The organism is Candidatus Kuenenia stuttgartiensis (assembly GCF_900232105.1).
GTDB lineage: Bacteria > Planctomycetota > Brocadiia > Brocadiales > Brocadiaceae > Kuenenia > Kuenenia stuttgartiensis_A.
Map to the genome: position 1 here is coordinate 3,553,738 of NZ_LT934425.1, position 22,121 is coordinate 3,575,858.

16 protein-coding genes are annotated in these 22,121 nt (G+C 41.5%); all 16 read left to right on the plus strand.

Annotated features, from left to right (window positions below):
- Positions 1-6: 6 nt before the first annotated feature.
- Positions 7-390: a PAS domain-containing protein gene (locus KSMBR1_RS16565; protein WP_099326312.1), complete on the plus strand. Its 384-nt coding sequence runs from the start codon at positions 7-9 to the stop codon at positions 388-390.
- Between the two features lie 116 nt (positions 391-506).
- Positions 507-1,733 (plus strand): MFS transporter, encoded by a 1,227-nt coding sequence (locus KSMBR1_RS16570; protein WP_099326313.1) that lies wholly within the window; start codon positions 507-509, stop codon positions 1,731-1,733.
- A gap of 1 nt (position 1,734) precedes the next feature.
- The gene (locus KSMBR1_RS16575; RefSeq protein ID WP_099326314.1) at positions 1,735-3,042 is read left to right on the plus strand and encodes a tellurite resistance/C4-dicarboxylate transporter family protein; all 1,308 of its coding nucleotides are present in this window, start codon (positions 1,735-1,737) and stop codon (positions 3,040-3,042) included.
- 282 nt (positions 3,043-3,324) lie between these two features.
- Entirely contained in the window at positions 3,325-4,224 is a 900-nt protein-coding gene (locus KSMBR1_RS16580) for an NAD-dependent epimerase/dehydratase family protein (protein WP_157820674.1), read from the plus strand.
- Positions 4,225-4,600: 376 nt separating this feature from the next.
- Entirely contained in the window at positions 4,601-5,734 is a 1,134-nt protein-coding gene (locus KSMBR1_RS16585) for a class I SAM-dependent methyltransferase (RefSeq protein ID WP_099326316.1), read from the plus strand.
- 249 nt (positions 5,735-5,983) lie between these two features.
- Positions 5,984-6,229 carry a ferritin family protein gene (locus KSMBR1_RS16590; RefSeq protein WP_099326317.1) on the plus strand — a complete coding sequence of 82 codons (246 nt, stop codon included), beginning with the start codon at positions 5,984-5,986 and terminating at the stop codon, positions 6,227-6,229.
- An 83-nt stretch (positions 6,230-6,312) separates the two neighbouring features.
- Positions 6,313-8,196: an IS1634 family transposase gene (locus KSMBR1_RS16595; RefSeq protein ID WP_099324133.1), complete on the plus strand. Its 1,884-nt coding sequence runs from the start codon at positions 6,313-6,315 to the stop codon at positions 8,194-8,196.
- Positions 8,197-8,557: 361 nt separating this feature from the next.
- Positions 8,558-9,535: a thiamine pyrophosphate-dependent dehydrogenase E1 component subunit alpha gene (locus tag KSMBR1_RS16600; RefSeq protein ID WP_099326318.1), complete on the plus strand. Its 978-nt coding sequence runs from the start codon at positions 8,558-8,560 to the stop codon at positions 9,533-9,535.
- 219 nt (positions 9,536-9,754) lie between these two features.
- Positions 9,755-10,396, plus strand: coding sequence for a LexA family transcriptional regulator (locus tag KSMBR1_RS16605; RefSeq protein ID WP_099326319.1), 642 nt, complete (start codon positions 9,755-9,757; stop codon positions 10,394-10,396).
- A 507-nt stretch (positions 10,397-10,903) separates the two neighbouring features.
- Positions 10,904-11,878 (plus strand): alpha-ketoacid dehydrogenase subunit beta, encoded by a 975-nt coding sequence (locus KSMBR1_RS16610; RefSeq protein WP_099327100.1) that lies wholly within the window; start codon positions 10,904-10,906, stop codon positions 11,876-11,878.
- Between the two features lie 15 nt (positions 11,879-11,893).
- Positions 11,894-13,144 carry a dihydrolipoamide acetyltransferase family protein gene (locus tag KSMBR1_RS16615; RefSeq protein ID WP_099326320.1) on the plus strand — a complete coding sequence of 417 codons (1,251 nt, stop codon included), beginning with the start codon at positions 11,894-11,896 and terminating at the stop codon, positions 13,142-13,144.
- The gene (lipB, locus tag KSMBR1_RS16620; RefSeq protein ID WP_099326321.1) at positions 13,095-13,793 is read left to right on the plus strand and encodes a lipoyl(octanoyl) transferase LipB; all 699 of its coding nucleotides are present in this window, start codon (positions 13,095-13,097) and stop codon (positions 13,791-13,793) included. The genes KSMBR1_RS16615 and lipB overlap by 50 nt, the downstream gene beginning before the upstream one ends.
- Positions 13,784-17,170 carry a PAS domain-containing hybrid sensor histidine kinase/response regulator gene (locus KSMBR1_RS16625; RefSeq protein ID WP_099326322.1) on the plus strand — a complete coding sequence of 1,129 codons (3,387 nt, stop codon included), beginning with the start codon at positions 13,784-13,786 and terminating at the stop codon, positions 17,168-17,170. The genes lipB and KSMBR1_RS16625 overlap by 10 nt, the downstream gene beginning before the upstream one ends.
- A 692-nt stretch (positions 17,171-17,862) precedes the next feature.
- Positions 17,863-19,128, plus strand: coding sequence for a DUF2130 domain-containing protein (locus tag KSMBR1_RS16635; protein WP_099327101.1), 1,266 nt, complete (start codon positions 17,863-17,865; stop codon positions 19,126-19,128).
- 847 nt (positions 19,129-19,975) lie between these two features.
- The gene (locus KSMBR1_RS16645; protein WP_099326325.1) at positions 19,976-20,224 is read left to right on the plus strand and encodes a hypothetical protein; all 249 of its coding nucleotides are present in this window, start codon (positions 19,976-19,978) and stop codon (positions 20,222-20,224) included.
- 865 nt (positions 20,225-21,089) lie between these two features.
- Positions 21,090-22,121, plus strand: coding sequence for a two-component system sensor histidine kinase NtrB (locus tag KSMBR1_RS16650; protein ID WP_099326326.1), 1,032 nt, complete (start codon positions 21,090-21,092; stop codon positions 22,119-22,121).

Genomic DNA, 22,121 nt, shown 5'->3' on the forward strand with positions numbered 1-22,121 from the left:
TTATTTATGACTAACGTTATTTTATCCCCGAGGGAAAAGACAAAAAAAGTTTTAACCGCGGAATTTACAAAGGGGTGGTTTGAGTATGAGGCGTCTTACGATGGCGTACTTTTGAATATCGACACTGCGGGAGCAAGGCTTCTTGGCTTTTCGTCTCCGGATGACATGCTCGGGAAAAAGATAAATGAATTGTATGCGCATCCCTATGACCATGAAAAGACATTATCTATGCTGTTCAGGGATGGAAAGGTAAACGGTTTTTTCACCCTGATGAAGGGAATGGACGACAACCTGGTGTTTATAAAACAAAGCAGCACTCTGATTACCGATGAGTATTACCATTTGCCGTTAAAGGTACAAACCTCTTTCGAGATATCCCATACGCTGTAGTATTTTAAAAGGCTTTTCCATCAACCCTGACAGGGTTTGAAACCTTGTCAGGATTAAAATCACTGCGGTAAACATATAGATTAATTTCATTCATTACATTACCGGGAGTTTTTTTTATGAATGTTTCTGCAAATACACCTGTTGAAGTTGAAGAATTAAAAGGGAACACAAGGGTGCTTATACTTGCTACGCTTGCCTTTGCGGTAAGTTTTGCCGGATGGTCACTGTTTGCGCCTTTGGCCTCATATTTAAAAGTGGTATTTGATTTATCTTCAACCGCATTGGGATTGCTGCTTGCCGCACCGGTGTTGCTTGGCTCCATTGTCAGAGTGCCTATTGGTATTTTGACTGATAAATATGGCGGAAGAAAGGTCTTTAGCGCATTGATGGCGGTGTGTTTTTTCCCTATGTTCATCGCAGGCTTTGCGCATAGCTACCTGTTTTTATTGATATGCGGGTTGTTTTTTGGCGCAGTCGGGGCGTCTTTTGCCGTTGGTATTCCACAGGTCTCCCAATGGTATCCAAAAGAAAAACAAGGGTTGGCGCTGGGAATTTATGGCATAGGAAATGTCGGTTCTGCTGCAGCGGTCTTTGGAGCGCCATTTATTGCTGAATCCGTAGGATGGAACAAAGCGTTTATCTTTTATTCCATTCCATTGCTCTTGATGGCTGCTATTTACTGGTTTTTTTCCGCTGATGCGCCAAAACCTAAAACGGTGAAACCCAAGACCTTGAGCGACCGGCTGAAGGTATATAAATCTTCTCATTTAATATGGGTGTTTTCCCTCTTCTATTTCATGACGTTTGGTTTTTTTGTATGCTTTTCGCTTTGGCTGCCTTCTTATCTTAAAGAATCTTACAACATTACACCGGTAAAGGCGGGCAGCTATGCTTCTGTATTTGTGTTTCTGGCGACTTTTTCAAGGATTTTGGGCGGATACCTGGGAGATATCTTCCATGGGAAACATGTTTTAACAATTATCTCCTTGTTCCTTATTGGCATACTTATTTATCTGAATCTGAGCAGTTCTCTTGCGCTTACGCTTGTTGTTTTCTATTGCATGGCGGTTTGTCTGGGCATTGGGAATGGCGTTGTCTTTAAACTGGTAGCGGAATACTTTCCAAAAGAAACAGGCGCCGTAGGTGGCATGGTTGGAGCTGCCGGAGGGCTTGGAGGATTTTTTCTTCCCATAATTCTTGGCACCATCAGGGATTATACCAACAATAATTCATTAGGATTCATCTTTGTTTCTCTCGTGTGCCTCATGTGCCTCTCCTTTATGGAAGAAAAGACTTTTATAACAAAGAAGGGCGATGAAATGACGCCCGCCGTGGGACAATAGTATGAACATAGTAACGATTGCAACTTATTCAACCAATACCCGCTGGTTTATTCCCGCTATGGCAACAATGATGATGGCGCTCATATCGTCATCCTACGGGTATAATGAAGCTGCTCCCTATCTTTTTATCGCCGGAATTACAGCATTTTTTTTAGTGGCGGCCTTTATCACCATGAAGGCCGTATTTTTTTACAGCGAATTTTCACATGACATTCATAGCCCGGAAAAAACCAACTATCTCTTTTCAGTGGTGGGGGTTATTGGCCTTGCAGGTGTTTTTTGTTCTAAACTATGGAGCAATTATACCGTTTCCTGGATATTCTTGTATGTTTCTCTTGCCCTTTGGGTAATTATTACCCTTTTATCTTTCAGCTTTTTGTTTTTGTCCCGCAAATCTGAAGAGCGGAAACTGGAAGAAGTATTGCACGGCGGATGGTTTTTTATTTGCATAGGTACTCAGGCAACCGCTTTGATGAGTATCATTGCCGCCAAACAGGCAACGAGCCACCTATTCCTTATCCACCTGATTTCTTTTGGTTTGTGGTCGATAGGGGCGTTTTTATATCTTCTGTTTATAACGTTAATTGTACTCAGGCTCATTTTTTATTCATTCCCCAATAATTCAGAACTCTCACCCTATTGGATGAATGTAGGAGCCGCTGCGCTTACGGCGCTTACCGGTATTACATTATTTCAGCATATATCAGCCACAGGGGGAACATTTCTTGATCTTTTACCTTTTTTAAAAGGGTTTTCATTGTTTTTTTGGTCTGTGGGGCTATGGTGGCTGCCATTATTGAGTATTATGGCGCTGAAAAAACAGGCGTATAATGATGACCGCTTCGTGTTTACAGTAGGATATTGGGAGATAGCGCTGTCTCTTGCCTTATATGCGGCTGGAACCAAACAATTAACGGGCATTTTTGCCGGACAATACATAGTCGCATTTTCACACTTTCTTCACATTGCCGTTCTTCTTGTGTATGGTTATGCGCTTGTCTCTACCATTACACATCTGGCATTCTCATTAGTATGGATGCCGGTAAACGACCTTACAATCAGTTGTGTTGTCCCCTATCGTTTCACCTTACAGGGAAAGATCTTCTATGTAACCGGCATTGTAAGTGAATGGATGGACAAGAATATTCAGGGCAAGGTTAAAAAGCAATATTATGCAATTGTCAACAATAACCTTAACTGCCTGATTTCCTACGACCTGTTTTCAAAAAAGTGGTATATTCGCCTGGCGAACGCCGCAATTGACACAAAAGGACAACCACCCATTCAACCGCCAGTTCACAATTCTTAATACACAATCCACAATCCGCAGTTTGCCGACTATGCCATATTCTCCATTCTTCTCGTTTCCACATAGTAACGTAGGAACGAGAGGAACTTTCGTGAGATTTAGAGTTCAAAGGTTTTCAGCCATGAGCCACGAGCCACGAGCCATAAGCCATAAGCATTTTTGTATTGGCATACCATTCATATCGAATATAATAAAAAGCATGGTGTTTGATAGTCAGGAAGAGTAATAGTTGTGATGGCGGCGTTTTGCTGTATAAAGTCAAATGATAAAAAGGGGCATATTATGAAAATAGCGGTAACGGGTTTAACAGGTTTTTTGGGGTATTACCTTGCAAAGCGGTTTTTTGAGAAGGGCATTCAAATCCTGGCACTTGTTAGAAATACAACGAATCTGTTGCATCTTCAGGATTTTCAAAAAAACATAACGTATGTGCAGGGGAATTTAGACGATAAAGAAACGCTGAAGAAATTTGTGTATGGCGCGGATATTGTTGTTCATATGGCGTACGAAAGAAATGGGGCGTCATTTCATGAAGCGGGCAATAAGGATATAAAACGATTTGTGGAAACGAATCTTTTGGGGAGCATAGAGTTGCTTGATGCTGCGAAATGCGAGGGGGTGAAACAATGCATCTTTATCAGCTCCTGTGCTGTTTATGGATTTATTTATTCACATATCCGTCTTGACGAATTGCACCCCTTGCTGCCGGATTCTAACTATGGGGCTTACAAGGCGTCTGTGGAGGCATTTTGCCATTCTTATTTTCTTTCAAAACATTTTGGCATAACGATATTCCGGCCTGTCGGCATTTATGGGCTTGCGCCGCACCTTGCACATTCCGCCTGGTATAATATTGTAAAAGATATTAAGCATGGCCGCGATGTGGAAGTATCCGGCGGGGGAAAAATAGTTTACGTTGAAGATGTTGTCCGTGCAATTGAATTGGCGGCCGGCAATAAAGATGCTTCGGGAAAGATATATAATCTGATGGACATGTATATTGATAATATGAACGTTGCCCAAATTGCCAGGGAAATTTGTGGTTCACGGTCAATTATCAGTGGCACGCCAAAAAAATCTATTCATACAATCGACAATACGCAATCAAAGGAACTGGGAGTTTCTTATCCCGGCATTGAAGGGGTAAAACGATATATTAGGGAGTTAGCGCTTCGTATTTGAAAATTAATATTCAATATTCGTAACTATTCAGCGTAAACGATACACGGCTCGTTCCCAAACCCCAGTTTGGGAACGCATTTGTTCGAGAAACTCCGGTTTCTCGCCTGTTTGCTGATAGATAGGGAATAAAATCACAGGGTTAAGACAGTTTGTAATTTGTCAAGTCAGACCCTCACTGGAAACAAAGTTTCCAGTGCAATTGCGTTCCCAAACTGGGGTTTGGGAACGAGTTGCGCTCTGATCTCCGGTAGTTTAATAAATTACGTTGAATAGTTACCAATATTCAATGTAAAAGAATAAAGGCAAATGATCAACAATTTGAGAATTGAATATTGAATATTTTTCTTACTTAATGACTTAATGACTTAATGACTTAATGACTATCCTCAGTGACTTAATCATCGAACGTATAAAAAATAAGGGGAACATTACATTTGCTGAATTTATGCAGATGGCATTGTATTATCCGGAATACGGTTATTACAACTCGAATGCTGTGTCAATTGGCAAATCAGGGGATTTTTATACAAGCCCCGCTGTTCACCGGATGTTTGGAGAACTTATCGCAGTCCAATTGGAAGAGATGTGGAGGATATTGGGGCGTGCTTCATTTACTGTTGTGGAAATGGGAGCGAATGCCGGTTGGTTATGTTATGATATTATGCGTTATATAAAAAATGAGTATCCCTGGTTTTATAAAAAAGTACAGTACTTTATTGTTGAATCGAATCCCCATCTTCGGGAAAAGCAGCAGGAACTTTTTTGCGGCAATCCTGTTTTTGACGAAAAACTTTCATGGCACTCATATGGAGAGGATGGGTTTTCATTTGACGCTGTTCAGGGCTGTTTTTTGTCAAACGAATTTATCGATGCACTGCCTGTACACCGGTTATTAGTAAAAGAAGGTGAAGTAAAAGAGATATATGTTGGGTACAATGGCAACGATTTTTATGAAATTGTTGGTGATGTTTGTAATCACGCATTAAAAGACTATTGCATCAATGCTGAAATGCCTTTAAGAGAGAGCCGGGTGCTTGAAATAAACCTGGCCGCCCGTGATTATCTGAATCACGTTGCACAGAAATTAAACTGCGGTTTTGTGCTAACGATTGATTATGGAGACACCGCGCAGCGGCGTTATCGGGACAACACAACGGGAGGTACATTGAGGTGTTATTACCGGCACAACGTTAACCATGATTATTATGAACGACTGGGAGAACAGGATATTACCGCGTCTGTTGACTTTTCTTTCCTGATGGACGTTGGGAAGGGGGCGGGGCTGGAGGTGACGGGATTGGTCAAACAATCCCATTATTTAATTGCTTTGGGGGTACTGGAGAAGTTAAATAACATTAGGAACAATCTTGAAACTGTATTGAAAGTAAAGAACCTCTTCCTGCCTGAAGGCATGGGAGAGGTTTTTAAGGCGCTGATTCAGCACAGGAATGTGAAAAATCCATGCCTGTCCAGCCTGAAACCTTTAAGTTCGTTAAAACCCGGAACATAATGCGCTTTAATCGCGAAACGCGAAACACAAAAGAGGAACCACAGATTTCACAGATTGCACAGATTAAAAAAAGGAAGAGGAACCACAGATTTCACAGACTTCGTCGTGAGCGCAGTCGAACAATTGCACAGATTAAAAAATCGTCACAAGCTTACAATTGTCTCTTCTTCCACCGGTAATCTACCGTCGACAGTCGGCGGTTGACCAATGACTAATGACCAATTTCATTAAAACAGAAAGGAGTAATTTGTGGAGAGCAAACAACCATTGGAAGTGGGATTGATTATGAATATCCTGACTGAGGCGATAAAAAGAGAAGAGGAATCATATGAATATTATTATAATGCTTCATTAAAAGCAACAAAACCTGCGACAAAAAAATTGCTGCTTGAACTTGCAGAATGGGAGAAATCACATATTGAAGAACTACAACATCATGTGGCGGAACTGAAGGCGCAGAAGGAAATAGACAGGGCAATTACCGGCGGTATATAACCCCCTTTCCGGAAAGATTTCAACAAAATCCTTATTTTAAGCGGGTTTCCACAAATTCAAAATAATATGTAGTCGCAGAATAAATGGCCTATTTATTAATACAAATCCTTTATAACCCTATAAATACTGACTTGACAAAATATTTTATTAATGATAGTGTAGTCAAAGAATATTGGGACTACATTATGCACCTTACTTATAGCGATTCTAAATACAAAGGGAAAACCTATAAATCTTACTCTATTGCCGAATCCTACAGGGATGGCAAAAAGGTCAGAAAAAGAATACTTTGGCCCATCGGGAAACTTTCCGATATTCAAGCCGAGCAAATCAAACTGATATGTAAAACAGTTGAAAACACAGATCAATTGCAGACTCAGCTCAAAGACGTTGCAGTCCTGGAAAGCAGGGCATATCTCGATATAGCCGTTGTTAATGAGTTGTGGAACCAGTGGCAGCTTGATCAGGCTTTTGACTACGATGTCACTGCAGGCGCCCTTCCTACCAATATGATTGCAAAGATACTGACTATTAACAGGTGCACCGATCCGTGTTCTCATTATTCCATTCCTCATTGGGCGAAAAAGAGCGCGCTGGAGGACATTCTTAAAATTGATCTTTCAGGCCTAAATGACGATAAAATCTATTATGAATTAGATAAAATACACAAAAACAAAATATCTATAGAGAACCACCTTTTTAACCAAACCTTCTGGAAACGTCCGGAATCCTATAAATTTATCAACTACGACCTAACTACTTCCTACTTTGTGGGATATAACTGTGATCTATCGGCATTTGGCAAGGGCAAAATAGAGTGTCATGGCAGGCGGCAGGTCTTACTGGGTGTTCTTATCAACTCTGAGGGATATCCTTTCAAATGGGATGTATTCCCCGGGAACACCGCTGAGGTAAAAACCCTCAAACAGAATATCAATGCCTGTAAAACCAGATTCAAATTGACTGATAAAAACGTCACCCTTGTATTTGACAGAGGCATAATCTCTGAGGACAATGCCAATTTGATAGAAGAAGCCAAACTCAAATACATCTCGGCATTGGATAGAAATCAGATACCCTCTTGCGGTGTCAGTTTAAAGTCTCTTAATGGGTTATCCATAGAAGATAAGGACGCCTCCGATATACCTATCCCGCAAGGGTTTTTAAACTATGATGATGAATTATACTACCATGACAATGGCGTCATAGGAAACAAGCGTTTTATTACCGGTTTTAATCCCACTTTATTTATAGAAGACCGCAATAATAGAGACGAGAAAATAACCTTTTTTAAGGATTATCTCAAAGAAGAGAATAAAAACCTTAAAAATGCCCAAAGAGACCGGCAATATGACGCAACAAAGAGCCGCATTGTAGATGAGCTGAAAAGGTTAAAGATTCATAAATATTTCGAAGACCCTGTTCTGACGTCCATCACCGTTACCCATAGACTGAAAAACGGGCAGGTCAAATCCGTCAAAAGTTTCAAAATAGAAATCAAGCTGTTAACTGATGTTATAGCCGCAGATAGATTGTTGGATGGCGTATGTGTTTTTATCACTAACCATACAGAACGGGAAGATGGAGGTGCGTTTAAAGCAAAACCCCAATCTATAGTTAGAGCCTATCGGGACAAGACAAAAATAGAAGATGTCTTTAAAAATGTAAAATCGTTCTTAAAAATCAGGCCCTTCTTTGTCAATACCGAGGCACATGTTAAAGCCGTCTATACTATCTGCATCCTGGCATATTTTATAAACCGTTATCTATCAAACCAACGAAAGGCAATAGGAGAAAAAGATTTTTTAAACTCAAAGGAACTCTATGCGCCGTTCAAAGATATAGATATCGCCACTCTTGAGGCTAAAAATACCGGTGAAACCTTAAAGAAAGCCGTGAAACTTCCCGCCGTCACACAAATGCTATTGGAAAAACTTGGAATGTCCAATGTTGTTTTCGGCCAGTAATTAAAAGACTTCCAAAAGACATGTAGTCGCAGAATCAATGTTTATAAGTGTTTGCCAAATTTGACTTTAGTAATTTCTTTCCGGAACATGGGATATAAGGGACCTGCAATTTTTATTATACCGTAGCAGACGACAGTCGGCAAGTTGCAGACTGTGGACTGAACGAATTCTAGTATAACGTTTCATTAAAATATCTACATTGATACCGTCATTTTTTTACGTACACATTTTAACGAGACGATGTACTAGCATTAAATATTTTGTTAAAAAGCACGCACTGACGAATGGAAGTGTGCAAAGAAATTGTTGACATGTTATTTCACAAGAATCTTCATTTTTATCATATAAAGCAGAGGCATATATGGAAATAAAAAAAGACGATCTATTGCAGATGTATTATTACCTTAAATTAACGAGGAGGCTGGAGGATCGTGTAACCTCTCTCTACCATCAGGGGAAAATTATGGGAGGGGCATGGACGAGCAACGGTACAGAGGCGGTGTCTGTTGGATACGGATATGCGCTTGAAAAGGATGATATTGCCGCCCCTTATTTCAGGGACATGGGAGTATTCCTGATACGGGGTATTTCTGCAAAACGCATTATTGCGCAGTATTTCGGGAAAAAGACTGGCGTTACCGGCGGAAAAGAAGGCAATGTGCATATAGGTGATATGAAGTATGGCGTTGTCGGATTCCCAAGCCATTTGGCAGATAATTACCCCGTAGGCGCCGGTGTAGCCCTTGCCTTTAAAATACGCGGAGAGAAGAAGGTTGTGGCTGCGTGTACCGGTGATGGGGGCACAAGCCGCGGTGATTTTCACGAGGGGATGAATTTTGCTTCTGTGAGAAAATTGCCCATTGTTTTCTTCTGTAATAATAATCAGTACGCATATTCGACGCCGCTGCGGTTGCAAATGAATATCAAAGACGTCGCAGAACGTGCTGCCGCATACGGCATGCCCGGCAAAATTGTGGATGGCAACAATGTTGTTGAGGTTTACATGGCTGCAAAGGAGGCATATGAAGTTGCGAGGAATGGAGGAGGCCCTACGTTTATAGAGTGTAAAACCATGCGGATGCATGGTCATTCGGAACATGACAGTGCCAAATATGTGCCAAGGGAATTGCTGGAAGAGTGGAAGAAGAAGGACCCTATCACAAATATGGAAAGGTATTTGACGGAAAAGAATATAGCAGGTAAAGAGGAACTTGACGGCATTGACTCCAGGGTAAAAAAGGAAATAGATGAAGCGGAGGCATTTGCAGAAGAGAGCCCGTATCCCGACCCCGCTGACGGCCTGAAAGGTGTTTATGCGACATCGGTAGAAACAAGATAGGAATGGTCTTAGTACTTATTAGTAATTTCTTCGCACACTTCCATTCGTCAGTGCGTGCTTTTTGGCAAAAGATTTAATGGTCTCTTATGCAGTTGGCAGTCGACACTCTACAGTCGGCAGTCGGCAAATTGAAGATTGCAGACTGAGGACTGTTTTCGTTTTTTTTAGTTCTGGCTATACCGGCTTAGGATGCTGTATTAAATTTTTGGAAACTGAGAAATGTATAATATAAAATTTTCAGAGGTTACAGAACGGCTGAAGGAAGTGCTGAATACCAAATCGGAAGATGATTTGGCAAGAAGCCTTGAAATAACAGCACAGGCATTTCTTTCCTTCAAAAAACAAAATGAAATCCCCTCCGAATTGCTCGTCCGTTTTTGCCTCTTAAACCAGGTATCCATTGACTGGCTTATTAAAGGAGAGCAGGAAAAAACGAGTGATTATGTGAGTATCCCTATATATAACGCCAAAATATTTTCGGAGGAAAAGGCAAAAGAACCGGAACATGCTGCGGGATTTATGGCGTTTAAAAACGATTGGTTAATGTCTGAATTCGGTGCGAATAAAGCGAAGCTTTATTTATTTCATGTAAAAGATGATTCCATGGAACCTACGTTAAAAAACGGTGATGTTGTCATCGTTGACAAAAAAAATAATGTGCTGGACCGGGATGGATTGTATCTCTTGCGTACCGAAGGTGCGGCAGCGTTCATTAAACGAGTGCAGCGCCTTCCAGGCGGTAGTCTTCATCTGCTGTGCGACAATGCTACCTATAAACCCATTGAAGCAAAAACGGCTCAGATAGAGAATGGTGATATTGTGATTGTCGGCAGGGTTGTGTGGTCAGGCAAGCGGTTATGACGTGTAGCTTGCAGGAAGAAAAAATGAATCTATGAATCTATAGCAAGTAGAAGTCAGAAGTCGTAACACTTTAGTTTTTTGAAAAATTCCCGGGATAGAAAAAATACCATGTAGCCCTGTTAGGGGCGGTCTGTTTGTAGCGCAATAAAATTTAATAAGGTAAATAGCTCCGTAGGAGCGGCCTGTCCGTATTCAGGTAGACCTGTTTATATGGATTTACAAGAGACAGGTCGCTCCTAACAGAGCTAATCTCTGTTATAATATCCTATTTTGCTACAAACAGGCTGCTCCTACGGAGCTTATAGGTAGTACATTTTTCAAAAAACTAAAGTGTTACCAGAGGTCAGATCTCTGATTTTTAAACAGCACGGACAAACGGAGTTTGTTCGTGCCACCCTTATCTGTTTGATTATAATATAGCATGATTCGCTATTCCTGCAGAACCAATTGTCGATGTGTGAAAACACCTTTAATAAAATATATGCAAATGTAAAAAAGGAGGCATGGATGGGACAAATTACCTATCTTGAAGCAATAAGGGAAGCCATGGATGAAGAGATGTCCCGCGACCCAGGCGTGTTTGTTTTGGGTGAAGACGTAGGGGTATATGGCGGGGCGTTTCGGGCAACGGAAGGGTTTTATGAGAAATACGGAGAGTGGCGGGTGCTGGATACCCCTTTATCGGAATCAGGGTTTACCGGAGCCGCAATTGGCGCAGCCCTCGTAGGTATGCGACCGATTGTTGAAATGCAGTTTGCTGATTTTATTTCCTGTGCTTTTGACCAGTTGATAAACGTGGCGGCAAAGTTTCATTATCGCATGGGCACCGCCGTGCCTATGGTTGTCCGCGCACCTTATGGCGGCAATATACATGGCGGGGCATTTCACTCACAGTGTATTGAGGGATATTTTTTTAATGTACCGGGATTAAAAATTGTGGCACCGTCGAGTGTGTATGACGCAAAGGGTTTATTAAAGGCAGCCATCCGAGACAATGACCCCGTGCTCTATTGTGAGCATAAGTACCTTTACCGGCGGATAAAAGATACGGTTCCGGAAGATGATTACATCGTACCGATTGGTATGGCAAAGGTGGTTCAGGAAGGCACGGATGTATCGGTTATTACGTATGGAGCAATGGTGCATACGGCTATTGAAGCGGCAAACGAAGTGAAGACGAAAGGTGTTTCTGTTGAAATTGTCGATTTGAGAACACTCCTGCCACTGGATAAAAAAACAATTTACGAGTCCGTTAAAAAGACAAACAAGGTGATCATTCTGCATGAACAGACAAAGACGGGCGGCGTTGGCGCCGAGGTATCCGCATTGATTTCCGAATATTGTTTTGATGATTTGGATGCCCCGGTCATTCGCATTGCTGCCCCGGATACCCCGGTACCATACAGCCCTTTAATGGAAGAAGCATTTATCCCGCAAACAAAAGATGTGGTAAATACTATAGATAAAATAATACGTTATTAATTTGGAGAAATATATATGACCGTTGATATAATCATGCCGCAAATGGGAGAAAGCGTCGCGGAAGGCACCATTCTTAAATGGCTGGTTAACGAGGGTGATTACGTTGAGAAGGAACAGCCGCTGGTAGAAATCAGCACGGATAAAATTGATACGGAAATACCTTCGCCGTCTGCCGGTATCATAAAGAAGATTCTTTACAAAGAAGGCGCTGTCCTGGCGGTTCAAACCGTTATTGCTCAAATTGAAGAGGGCGAAATAAAGGCGCAGGCCGGAACAGTGAAGAAGGAGCAGGAAGAGAAAGAGAGGATTGAAATATCTGAAACGGCGGCAATTGTCGGTGAACGTGAAATGCATGAAAAAAGATATTCTCCTTTAGTAAAAAAACTGGCAAAGGAATATAACGTCAGTTTGACGGAAATAAAAGGTTCGGGCGAATTTGGCAGGGTAACCAAAAAGGATATAATGGAATATATCTCTTCAAAGCGGGAGATTACTGCTTCAAAAGAAAAAATTGTCAAAGAAGCGGAGCGTGAGACGCTTATTCCGTTGCATCCAAAACGCAAAATAACGGCGGAAAGGATGGCGCTAAGCAGACAAACAGCGGCGCTTGTAACTACTGTATTTGAAGTGGATATGACGCCTGTGACAAAATATCGCGAACTGAATAGAGAAGCGATGAAAAGGGAAGGCATACATCTTACCTATCTCCCTTTTATTGCATTTGCAGTCGTACAGGCTTTAAAAGAACATGTCGCCTTGAATTCATCGTGGACGGATAACGGCATTTTGCAGAAGAATTATATTAATCTGGGCATTGCCGTTGCCCTTGAGGATGGGCTGGTTGTTCCCGTTATTAAGGATGCGGATAAAAAAGATATGTTTCAATTAGCACGGGAAATTCAGGAAATAGCAGTAAATGCCCGCTCAAAAAAATTGAAACCGGATGACGTCCGGGGCGGGACATTCACTATTACAAATTACGGCGTCAATGGCAGCCTGTTTGGGACTCCCTTGATATTGCAACCCCAGTCTGCAATACTAGGCGTTGGGGCTGTGGTAAAAAGGCCGGTTATTCTCGGTGATGCTGACGCCATTGCCGTCCGGTCAATGGTATATCTGAGTCTTTCTTTTGACCATCGGGTAATGGATGGTGCGCATGCCGATGCATTTCTTCATAAGGTAAAAGATATATTGGAGACGTGGGGAGAATCTCTATATGAACAGAAAAAGCCTAATCCTCCTGGCGGATATGGTGGAGTATGGTGAAGCCTGGGAGTTGCAAAAAACGCTGTTAGAGCTAAGGACCTCTGGAAAAATAGAAGATTGCCTGCTCCTTCTCCAGCATCCTCCTACCTTCACCTATGGCCGCAGATATAAAGAATCAAATCTTATTTCAAATAAAATGTGCTATGAGAAAATCGGCATTGCTGTTTACAAAACAGACAGGGGCGGTCTTGCCACGTATCACGGACCTGGACAGGTAGTAGGGTATCCTATCTTAAAAATGCGTTCTTATACGAATGATTATTATGAATATCTGAGAATGCTTGAAGAGGTAATGATACAAGTAGTATCTGATTATGGGATAACCGTAGACAGGAGAAAAGAATATACCGGCGTTTGGGCAGATAATGCCAAGATAGGTTTTATAGGCGTCAGGATTGCCACGGGTTATACGATGCATGGTTTTTCACTCAATGTTAATAATGACCTGTCTCCTTTTGAATATATAACCCCATGCGGAATTGACGGGATAAAGGTCGCATCCCTGCAAAGCCTATTGAATACAACGGTTGATTTAAAAGAAATATATGAAAGGATTACAAATCATTATGCAAACATCTTCCAAACCGAAATAGTTTTCATAGAAAATACGTCACCATATAGTATTACGAGGGCAATTGTATGCATATAAATCTCAGCCAATTATCGGCAGTTGAAATAACGAAATTCTCCAAAAACATTAAAGATAAATGTAGTGGACATGCGTTTATGGAAGAATCGGTTCAGGAGGCAACAAAGCTTTTTTACAATTCATTTGTTACCGGTAACGGAAGCAGTTCTTTTGCATTAGTACACGTTTTTAAATCATGTTTTTACCAGGAACTTCCGGATGATGTTCAGTCATATATACAAAACAAGGTAACAACGAAATCAATAGTTTCACAAAGCAGGTATTTGACTTTATTAGGGACATGCGGCGATTTGGATGCATGGTGTGATAGAAAAAAATCCGGAAATCATATTGCCTTTCCCATGGATGAACCGCAATTGTCTCACAAATATCCTATGATCGCTGCGCTTTTAACGCAAATAGGAGAATATCCTCTTTGTGAAGTAAATGCGGGAATAGATTTCCTCAAAAATGACCAACATAAAAATTATGGGTTATATTGTATTGAAGATGCGGGAGACATGATGTCAATTCCGGATCAAACAAATTTTGTGAATACCCATTCCATAAAATCAGTTGTCGGGTTTGGTGGAAAATTTTCTTCAGGCAATGTCTATGCGATTATCATCTTTTCCAAAGAGTTAATTCGTAAAAATACCGCAAAATCATTTCTCGCCATCAATCCCGCGATAAAGCAGATTATGCTGCCGTTTGAAATAGAGGGCAATATATTTAAAAATAGCCTGCACGCACCGAATTCAAATGGAATAAGCATTAATAATGATGAATCAGGCATAAACACCAAACAGTTTCATAAAAATAGTATTGATTACCACAAGAAATACCTTATTGAAAGAGAAATGTCTGCCGCCATCCAGGCTGAACTGGATATGACAAATGAGTGCATGATTGAGGTGACAGAGGACTTGAAAAGGGCAAACAAAAGCCTGGAAGATGAAATCATTAAACGGCTTCAGGCGGAAAACGAACTGCAACAAAGTCAGAGTCAATTACAAGCAGTGTTTGATAATGCCGCAGCGTGCATTTACATAAAAGATATTGAGGGTAAGCACCTGTTTATTAATAAGCAATATGAAAAGGTGTTTCACATTACCGGGGATACGATAAAAGGGAAAACAGTTTACGATATATTCCCACGGGAGATGGCGGAGGCATTACATAAGACCGATCAAAAAGTGCTTGAGTCGAAAACTCCTATGGAATTTGAAGAAATTGTTCTCCATGATGACGTCCCTCACACCTATCTATCAATAAAATTTCCGTTATATGCTTCAAATGACGTCCCTTACGGGGTGTGCGGGATTTCGACGGATATTACACAGCGCAAGGAAATGGAGATAGAACTTAAAAAAATGAATGCACTTCTCAAACAGGATGCCGGGGAATATGCTGAAAGGCTGGGAAAACAGCATATTGAACTGGCAATGGAATCGCAAGAACGGAAAAAGACTGAATCCGCCCTGCAGGAAAGTGAAAAGCGTTTTCGCGTAATGTTTGATCAGGCTGCAGTGGGTTTTGCGCTTCAGGAAGTAAAGACTGGCAATTATATTTTAGTTAATAAAAAATACAATGAAATTATGAGTAACGCACCGCTTGTCCATCCTGATGACCGGCAGGCAGTTTTAGTAAACAAACAAAAATTAATTGACGGTACGATTCATGAATTTATTATGGAAGTGTGGTTTTTTCACGAGAATGGGGATACTGTGTGGGTGAACATGACGGTATCGCCCTTTTGGCAAACAGGAGAGGAACCTGATTTTTACATGATAACGGTGGAAGACCTTACTGAACGTAAGAAGGCGATAGCTGCGCTTGAGGAAAGTAATGAAAAAATCCAACTGTTACTTAACTCCACAGGGGAAGGTATTTATGGTATAGACGAGCAGGGCATATGCACGTTTGCAAATACTGCTTGCGTTAAATTGCTTGGATATGAGACCCCGCATCAGCTTATAGGAAATCAAATGCATAAAATGATTCATCATACCCACCGGGACGGCATGCCGTATCCCATTGAGGAATGTAATGTTTTTCAGGCGTACCAGAAAGGCGAAAGTATTCACGTCATTGATGATATTGCATGGCGTGCCGATGGATCGTTTTTCCCTGTAGAGTATCGGTCATACCCGATATATAAAAATAATAAAAATATCGGAGCGGTTGTTACTTTTCAGGATATTACTGCACGAAAACGCATGGAGAAAGAGCTTTTACATTCGAAAAAAATGCAGGCCCTCGGAACAATTACTTCCGGTGTTGCACATGAGGTGAATAATATCCTTGCGGCTATTGACGGCAATATACAGATGTTAATGAGACAGAATAAAGGCCGGAAGATGCTGCTGGACTCTCTTAAGATAGTTCACAAATACGTAAAAGACGGGGCTGAGATTGTTAGAAGATTAAATGAATTTACCAAAAAGAACGAAGATTCCCCCGGTTATGTGCCGGTTGATCTGGCTGAACTGACAAGGCATGTTGTGAGATTCCTCAGTCCCAGGTGGCAGGATATGGCTCAGGGGACAGGGATAAAGTATCGCATAAACACTGATGGACTTAAAAAAGTCAGGGATATAAAAGGCAATCCTTCAGAATTACGGGAAGTAGTATTGAATATTATCACTAATGCATTGGATGCCATGCCCAAAGGAGGTACCCTTTGTTTTAATATCTGGGAGGATGAAGATAACGTAAATTTGAGTATTTCCGATACGGGGGCCGGTATGACTGAAGAGGTGATATCGAAAATCTTTGATCCTTTCTTCACGAGCAAGGAAAAGGGCACAGGCTTAGGTTTGAGTGTTGTTTATGGGATTGTTAAAAGACATGGGGGTGTGATACACGTTTCCAGCACGGTTGGAATGGGAAGTGTTTTCCTATTATCGTTTCCATCAAAAAAAGAGGTTTATACGGTAGAAGAAGCACAAATAATCGGGACAAAAAAAGGGATGATGGAAGATAATGTATTGGTGCTTGATGATGCGAACACAGTCAGCGATGCGGTGTTGGAGTATGGTGGGGGAAATAAGATATTGGTGATTGAGGATGAATTGGTTATAGGAAAGGTGTTGTGCAATTTTCTTACAGAGGGAGGGTATGTTGTTGAATATTGTAATAATGGTGCAGATGCATTAGATAAATTAAAACAATACAAATATGACATTGTCCTTTGTGATCTTGGGATGCCGGGGGTTTCGGGATGGGATATAATGAATGCAGTAGAAATGTTACAAGAAAAACCAAAGGTCGGTATAATTACCGGATTCCTGAATACCGCGGATACTTTTCCAGATAATAAAATAAAAGCAAATTTTATCATCAATAAGCCATTTGATTTAGAAGTTGTATTAGAACATATTCAGCAGATACTTTAAAGGGATAGATAATTCGTATCTGCTTTGTATTTTAAAAGAGGTTAAAGTTATTCGCGTGGTAGGTACAATATGTACATGCGCACGCGCATTTGGAGTTGCAGAAAAAATGAGTTGGACGTGTCCTCACCAAAAAAATAATGAATGTATCCGGTTAAAGAAACCATGCCAGCCTCTGCAGAAGGGTTGTGTGTTGGAAGATAAAGTTACATTTATAGATTTTCAATATGAGGATAACGAAAATCAAAAACATTCAAAAAAAGGTAACTATCCAGCGTAAACATTACCGCCAAACACCGGCTACGGATTGCGTTGCTCGCCTGGAAGCCGGTTTTTGTACCATTTTAGTTTTTTGAAAAATTCCAACAATAACAAAATACATAAAACCAGGGTGTAGGGACGAAGCATTTGCATTTCAAACTCGAAATCCTCAGATGAGTGTCAGGGGGAGCATTCCCGATTTTTTGTAACCGATTATGTGATTGGGGCAAAACAACATTGCCAGGGATTAATACTACTGTACGTTTCATTAAAACATGGCAGAAATCACAAAAAACCGGGAATGCAGCCAGAGTTGACGTTTGAAGAATCAGCCCCACAAGGGCATGAAAGCTGCAAGAGACGTGGCAAGTCTGTCCCCCGCTGGCGAGAGGCATAGTTTGAACCGGTTTGTTGATATTATCAAGGAGAGATGTGTGACAGAGCCAATGATTACTTGTCCGAAATGCCAGACTGCGATTAAGCTGACAGAATCGCTTGCGGCGCCGATCGTCGAGTCCGCCCGTCGCGAGTATGAGCAACGTCTGGCACAGAAAGACGCTGACATCGCCAAACGCGAAACCTTGCTTTGTGAGCGTGAAAAAGAGATTGTCAGGGCAAAAGAGGCTATTGACGGACAGGTCGCAGAGAAACTGCGTCAGGAGCGCGACAGGATAGTTGCTGAAGAATCCAGGAAGGCCAAGCTTGCACTTGCTGCCGACTTTGAGCAAAAACGAAAGGAACTTGCCGATCTTCAGGAAGTGCTCAAACAGAGGGACGAGAAACTTGCCGAGGCGCAGAAGGCGCAGGCTGAAGTCTTGAGAAGGCAGCGGGAACTCGATGACGAAAAACGCGAATTTGACTTGACGGTGGAGAAGCGCATACAGGAAGGGCTTGCCACGGTACGTGAACAAGCGCACAAAGAGGCTGAAGACCAACTTAAATTCAAGGTGTTGGAGAAAGAGCAGACTATTGCTTCAATGCAAAAGCAGATAGAAGAACTTAAGCGCAAGGCCGATCAGGGGTCACAGCAACTTCAGGGAGAAGTCCAGGAGCTTGAGCTTGAAGCGCTATTGATCTCGAAATTCCCGCGCGATACGATAGAACCCGTTCCGAAGGGCGAGCATGGCGGCGATGTGTTGCATCGGGTCATTGGCCATCTCGGCCAATCCTGCGGTACTATCTTGTGGGAGTCCAAAAGGACAAAGAGCTGGAGCGACGGCTGGCTTATCAAGCTTCGTGAAGACCAGCGGGCAGCAAAGGCAGAGATTGCCGTAATCGTCAGCCAGGCGCTCCCGAAGGGCGCGGCGACATTCGAATTGATTGACGGCGTATGGGTAACGCATCCCAGGGCAGCAATTCCCGTAGCTGTCACGCTCCGCCACACCCTCATCGAGGTCTCATCAGCCAGGCAGACTATGGAAGGGCAGCAAACCAAGATGGAAATGGTCTACAGGTACCTCACCGGCCCTAGATTCCGACAGCGTGTACAGGCCATCGTTGAGGCGTTCTCCTCCATGCAGGAAGACCTCGACAAAGAGAAGAAGATCATTACGAAGCAATGGGCCAAGCGCGAGGAACAGATCGGGCGCGTGATGCAGTCTACCGTTGGCATGTACGGCGACCTGCAGGGTATTGCTGGGAAGACGTTGCAGGAGATTGAGGGGTTGGAATTAAGCGCTTTGGAGGCATCTGAAGAATAATACGGGTGCATTCCCGATTTTTTGCAAAAAAACAATCAGTAGGGGTTAACAGTAACGTAGAGACAGGTTTCAAACCTGTCTTTTACCGCTTGAAAATGACAGAAACAACCCTGACAGGGTTCCAAACCCTGTCAGGGTTAATCAAACAAGATGTTTGCGATACAATACCTGTTAGCCAACAGGTAGGTGCGAATATTTGCAAAAAATCGGGAATGCACCCCTTCCAGAATAATCGCAGTACGTAGTGTTATGTCTCTGGAACCGTCCAAGGTTAAAAGAAACATTCAGCCGGGTTCCTGGTTGATTAAGCCGCGTTTTTATTTACCGCAATACAGGTGAGAAAGTCTTCACTCTTTTTTTCACCATCATTTAAATCATCGCGTTAATCCATAGTGTGAAAGCGCACATATTTCTTAGCACATCGCAATATGTACTCACTATATGAATTAATTAGTGATACCGCCGCATCACATCCCTTATGTAATACTAAATTTAATACGAGAATCTGCTGTATGTATTTGCATACAGTGGAAAACAAGCATAACAACTCTAAGCATTAATAGTTTATGAAATATCTACTATACGGTGTATTGATTTGCATACAATATTTGTAAATTGCCCGGACTTGTTTTTATCACTACTTCTCATGCCGTTGTTAATTTCATCAGGCATAACTACTTTTATCTTTGAAGGTTATAAATTTATTACTACTAGTATAAAAAAATTGTATTGTTTTAATTTTCAATGGCAAAGGCATTGCGTAGGTATTGCGTTGAGAAAAAAGTCTGTTTCGGGAGTGTTCCCGGAAGATTGTTAAAAAAGATGCAAATTGAAGGAGGATGGCGAAATGTTTAAGAAGATAGGTATTGGTGTTGTTATTTCAGGGGCGTTAATGTTTAGTTATTTTGGATTAAACACAGCATTCATTAGCCCCGTAATCGCAGAAGAGGAAGGGAAAGACATTGAGAAAAAGACTGACGAGCTGATGGGTAGTTATAAAACAAGTAGTGCCTCATATGTTAGTGCTGTCGTTTCCAATGAGGATGTCTGCGAAAAATGCGGAAAAAAGAAAGATGATTGCACCTGCGAGGACTAATAAGCAGTAAACAATTGATACGTTCGTCATACAGGAGTATTCATTGTTATGTAAGCTGACGTTGGGCTAAATTGGTGACATATGAAAACAATTGGCGAAAGAAAACATTTATAGCATATCGCTTTGCGAAGTAGCGGGCGGATGTTTCCCAATAGCGCCAGTGGCTTGCATTTATTTGCTGGATTTTCAGGATGGCATGGACAAACAGGGTTTGTCCGTGCCATCAGTCGTGTAGGGGAGGGCATTATCCGCAGAGAAATAAACAACGTGTAAACGGAAGAGTGATATTTTGTTGGGTAATGCCCTGTCCTATCAGGTTCGCTTAATAGAAGATGAATTGTAACTATTCAGCGAGAAATATTTTAAATATAAATCAAAACATAAACATGCCAAATTACCTATTATGGGTTGGGTTTGAAATGCAGGAGGAAGAATTTCGTTACTCCCACGCACTGCTTAAAGAATCAAGACAAAAACATTTCAACCCTTACGATCTTATCTGTCTCTGTTGGATACCTTATTCTTAATGAGAAAGGGTTCATTCTGGCGGCAAACTTTGCAAGAGCTTTCATGCTGGGCATAGAGCCGCATTCGTTAACAAATAAACCTCTATCGAAATACATCGTAAAGGAGGATACAGATGCATTATACAAGGGCGTCTGAAATGGGAAACAAGGAAACCTGTGAACGGAGAATGCTTAAAGGAGATCAATCGTTTAATGCACAGCCTTAAAGCGTTGCGGTTGAGTATGCAGAGGGAAACATCATTCAATATCTTGTCACTATAGCAGATATTTCTGACTACAAAGATTTGGAAATAAAATTAAATAGTTTGTTAAAGTTCCACAGTGAGGACACTAATCCGGTGTTGCGGGTATCAAGTGAGGGAATAATTTTATATACCAATAATGCCGGTTCTCACATATTGAATTTGTTGGGCTGCCATGTATATCAAATACTTCCTGAACCATGGTTGAAAATGGTTGATAACGCCCTGCACAATGGCAGAACTATAACGTTTTACGGCGAATTTACCCTCCATGTGTATTCTTTTACGTTTACGCCAGTGAAAGAGAAAGGTTATGTTAATATTTACGGGCTTGACGTCACCCAACAACGCAAGCGGATGGAACAAGAACTGCTGCATGCGCAGAAATTACAGGCAATAGGTGTTATGACAACAGGGATTGCGCATGAGTTAAACAACATGCTTGCAATCATAGACGGAAAGATACAGATGTTAATGCAGGAAAATAAAGGCAGAAAAAAATTACTTAATGAATTACGTTTAATTCAAAGTTCAATCAAGGATGGCGCTGAAATTGTCCGCCGTATGAATAAATTTACTACGGAGAAGGAAGATCGTGAAGGGTTTGTAGCAATTGACTTACGGGAAGAGATAAAAAATACAATTGATTTAATTTGCCCAAAATGTAAGGAACACTCAGAGAGAAAAGGAATTACCTATACCATAAATTTGGACGGCGTTAAACACGTTTCATGCATAAATGGCAATCCTTTGGGGTTGCGGGAAGTATTGATTAACATCATCTATAATGCCCTTGACTCCATGCCAGAGGGAGGAACGCTTTCCTTTTCTACAAGGGAAGAAAACGGAAGCGTCGTTTTAGAGATTTCAGATACAGGCATTGGCATGGACGAAGAAACGCAGACAAAAATCTTTGACCCTTTTTTTACCACCAAGGAATATGGCATGGGGTTGGGAATGAGTATTGTTTATGGGACTGTCAACCGGCATGGAGGCAAAATAACGGTGCAAAGTAAAAAGGGAAAGGGCAGTACCTTTATTCTAAGCTTTCCCATAGTGAAAGGGTCGCAAGGTATAACGAAGAATTATGCGCCTGGCAAAGGGATGTCAGATAAAAAGGGCGGGTGA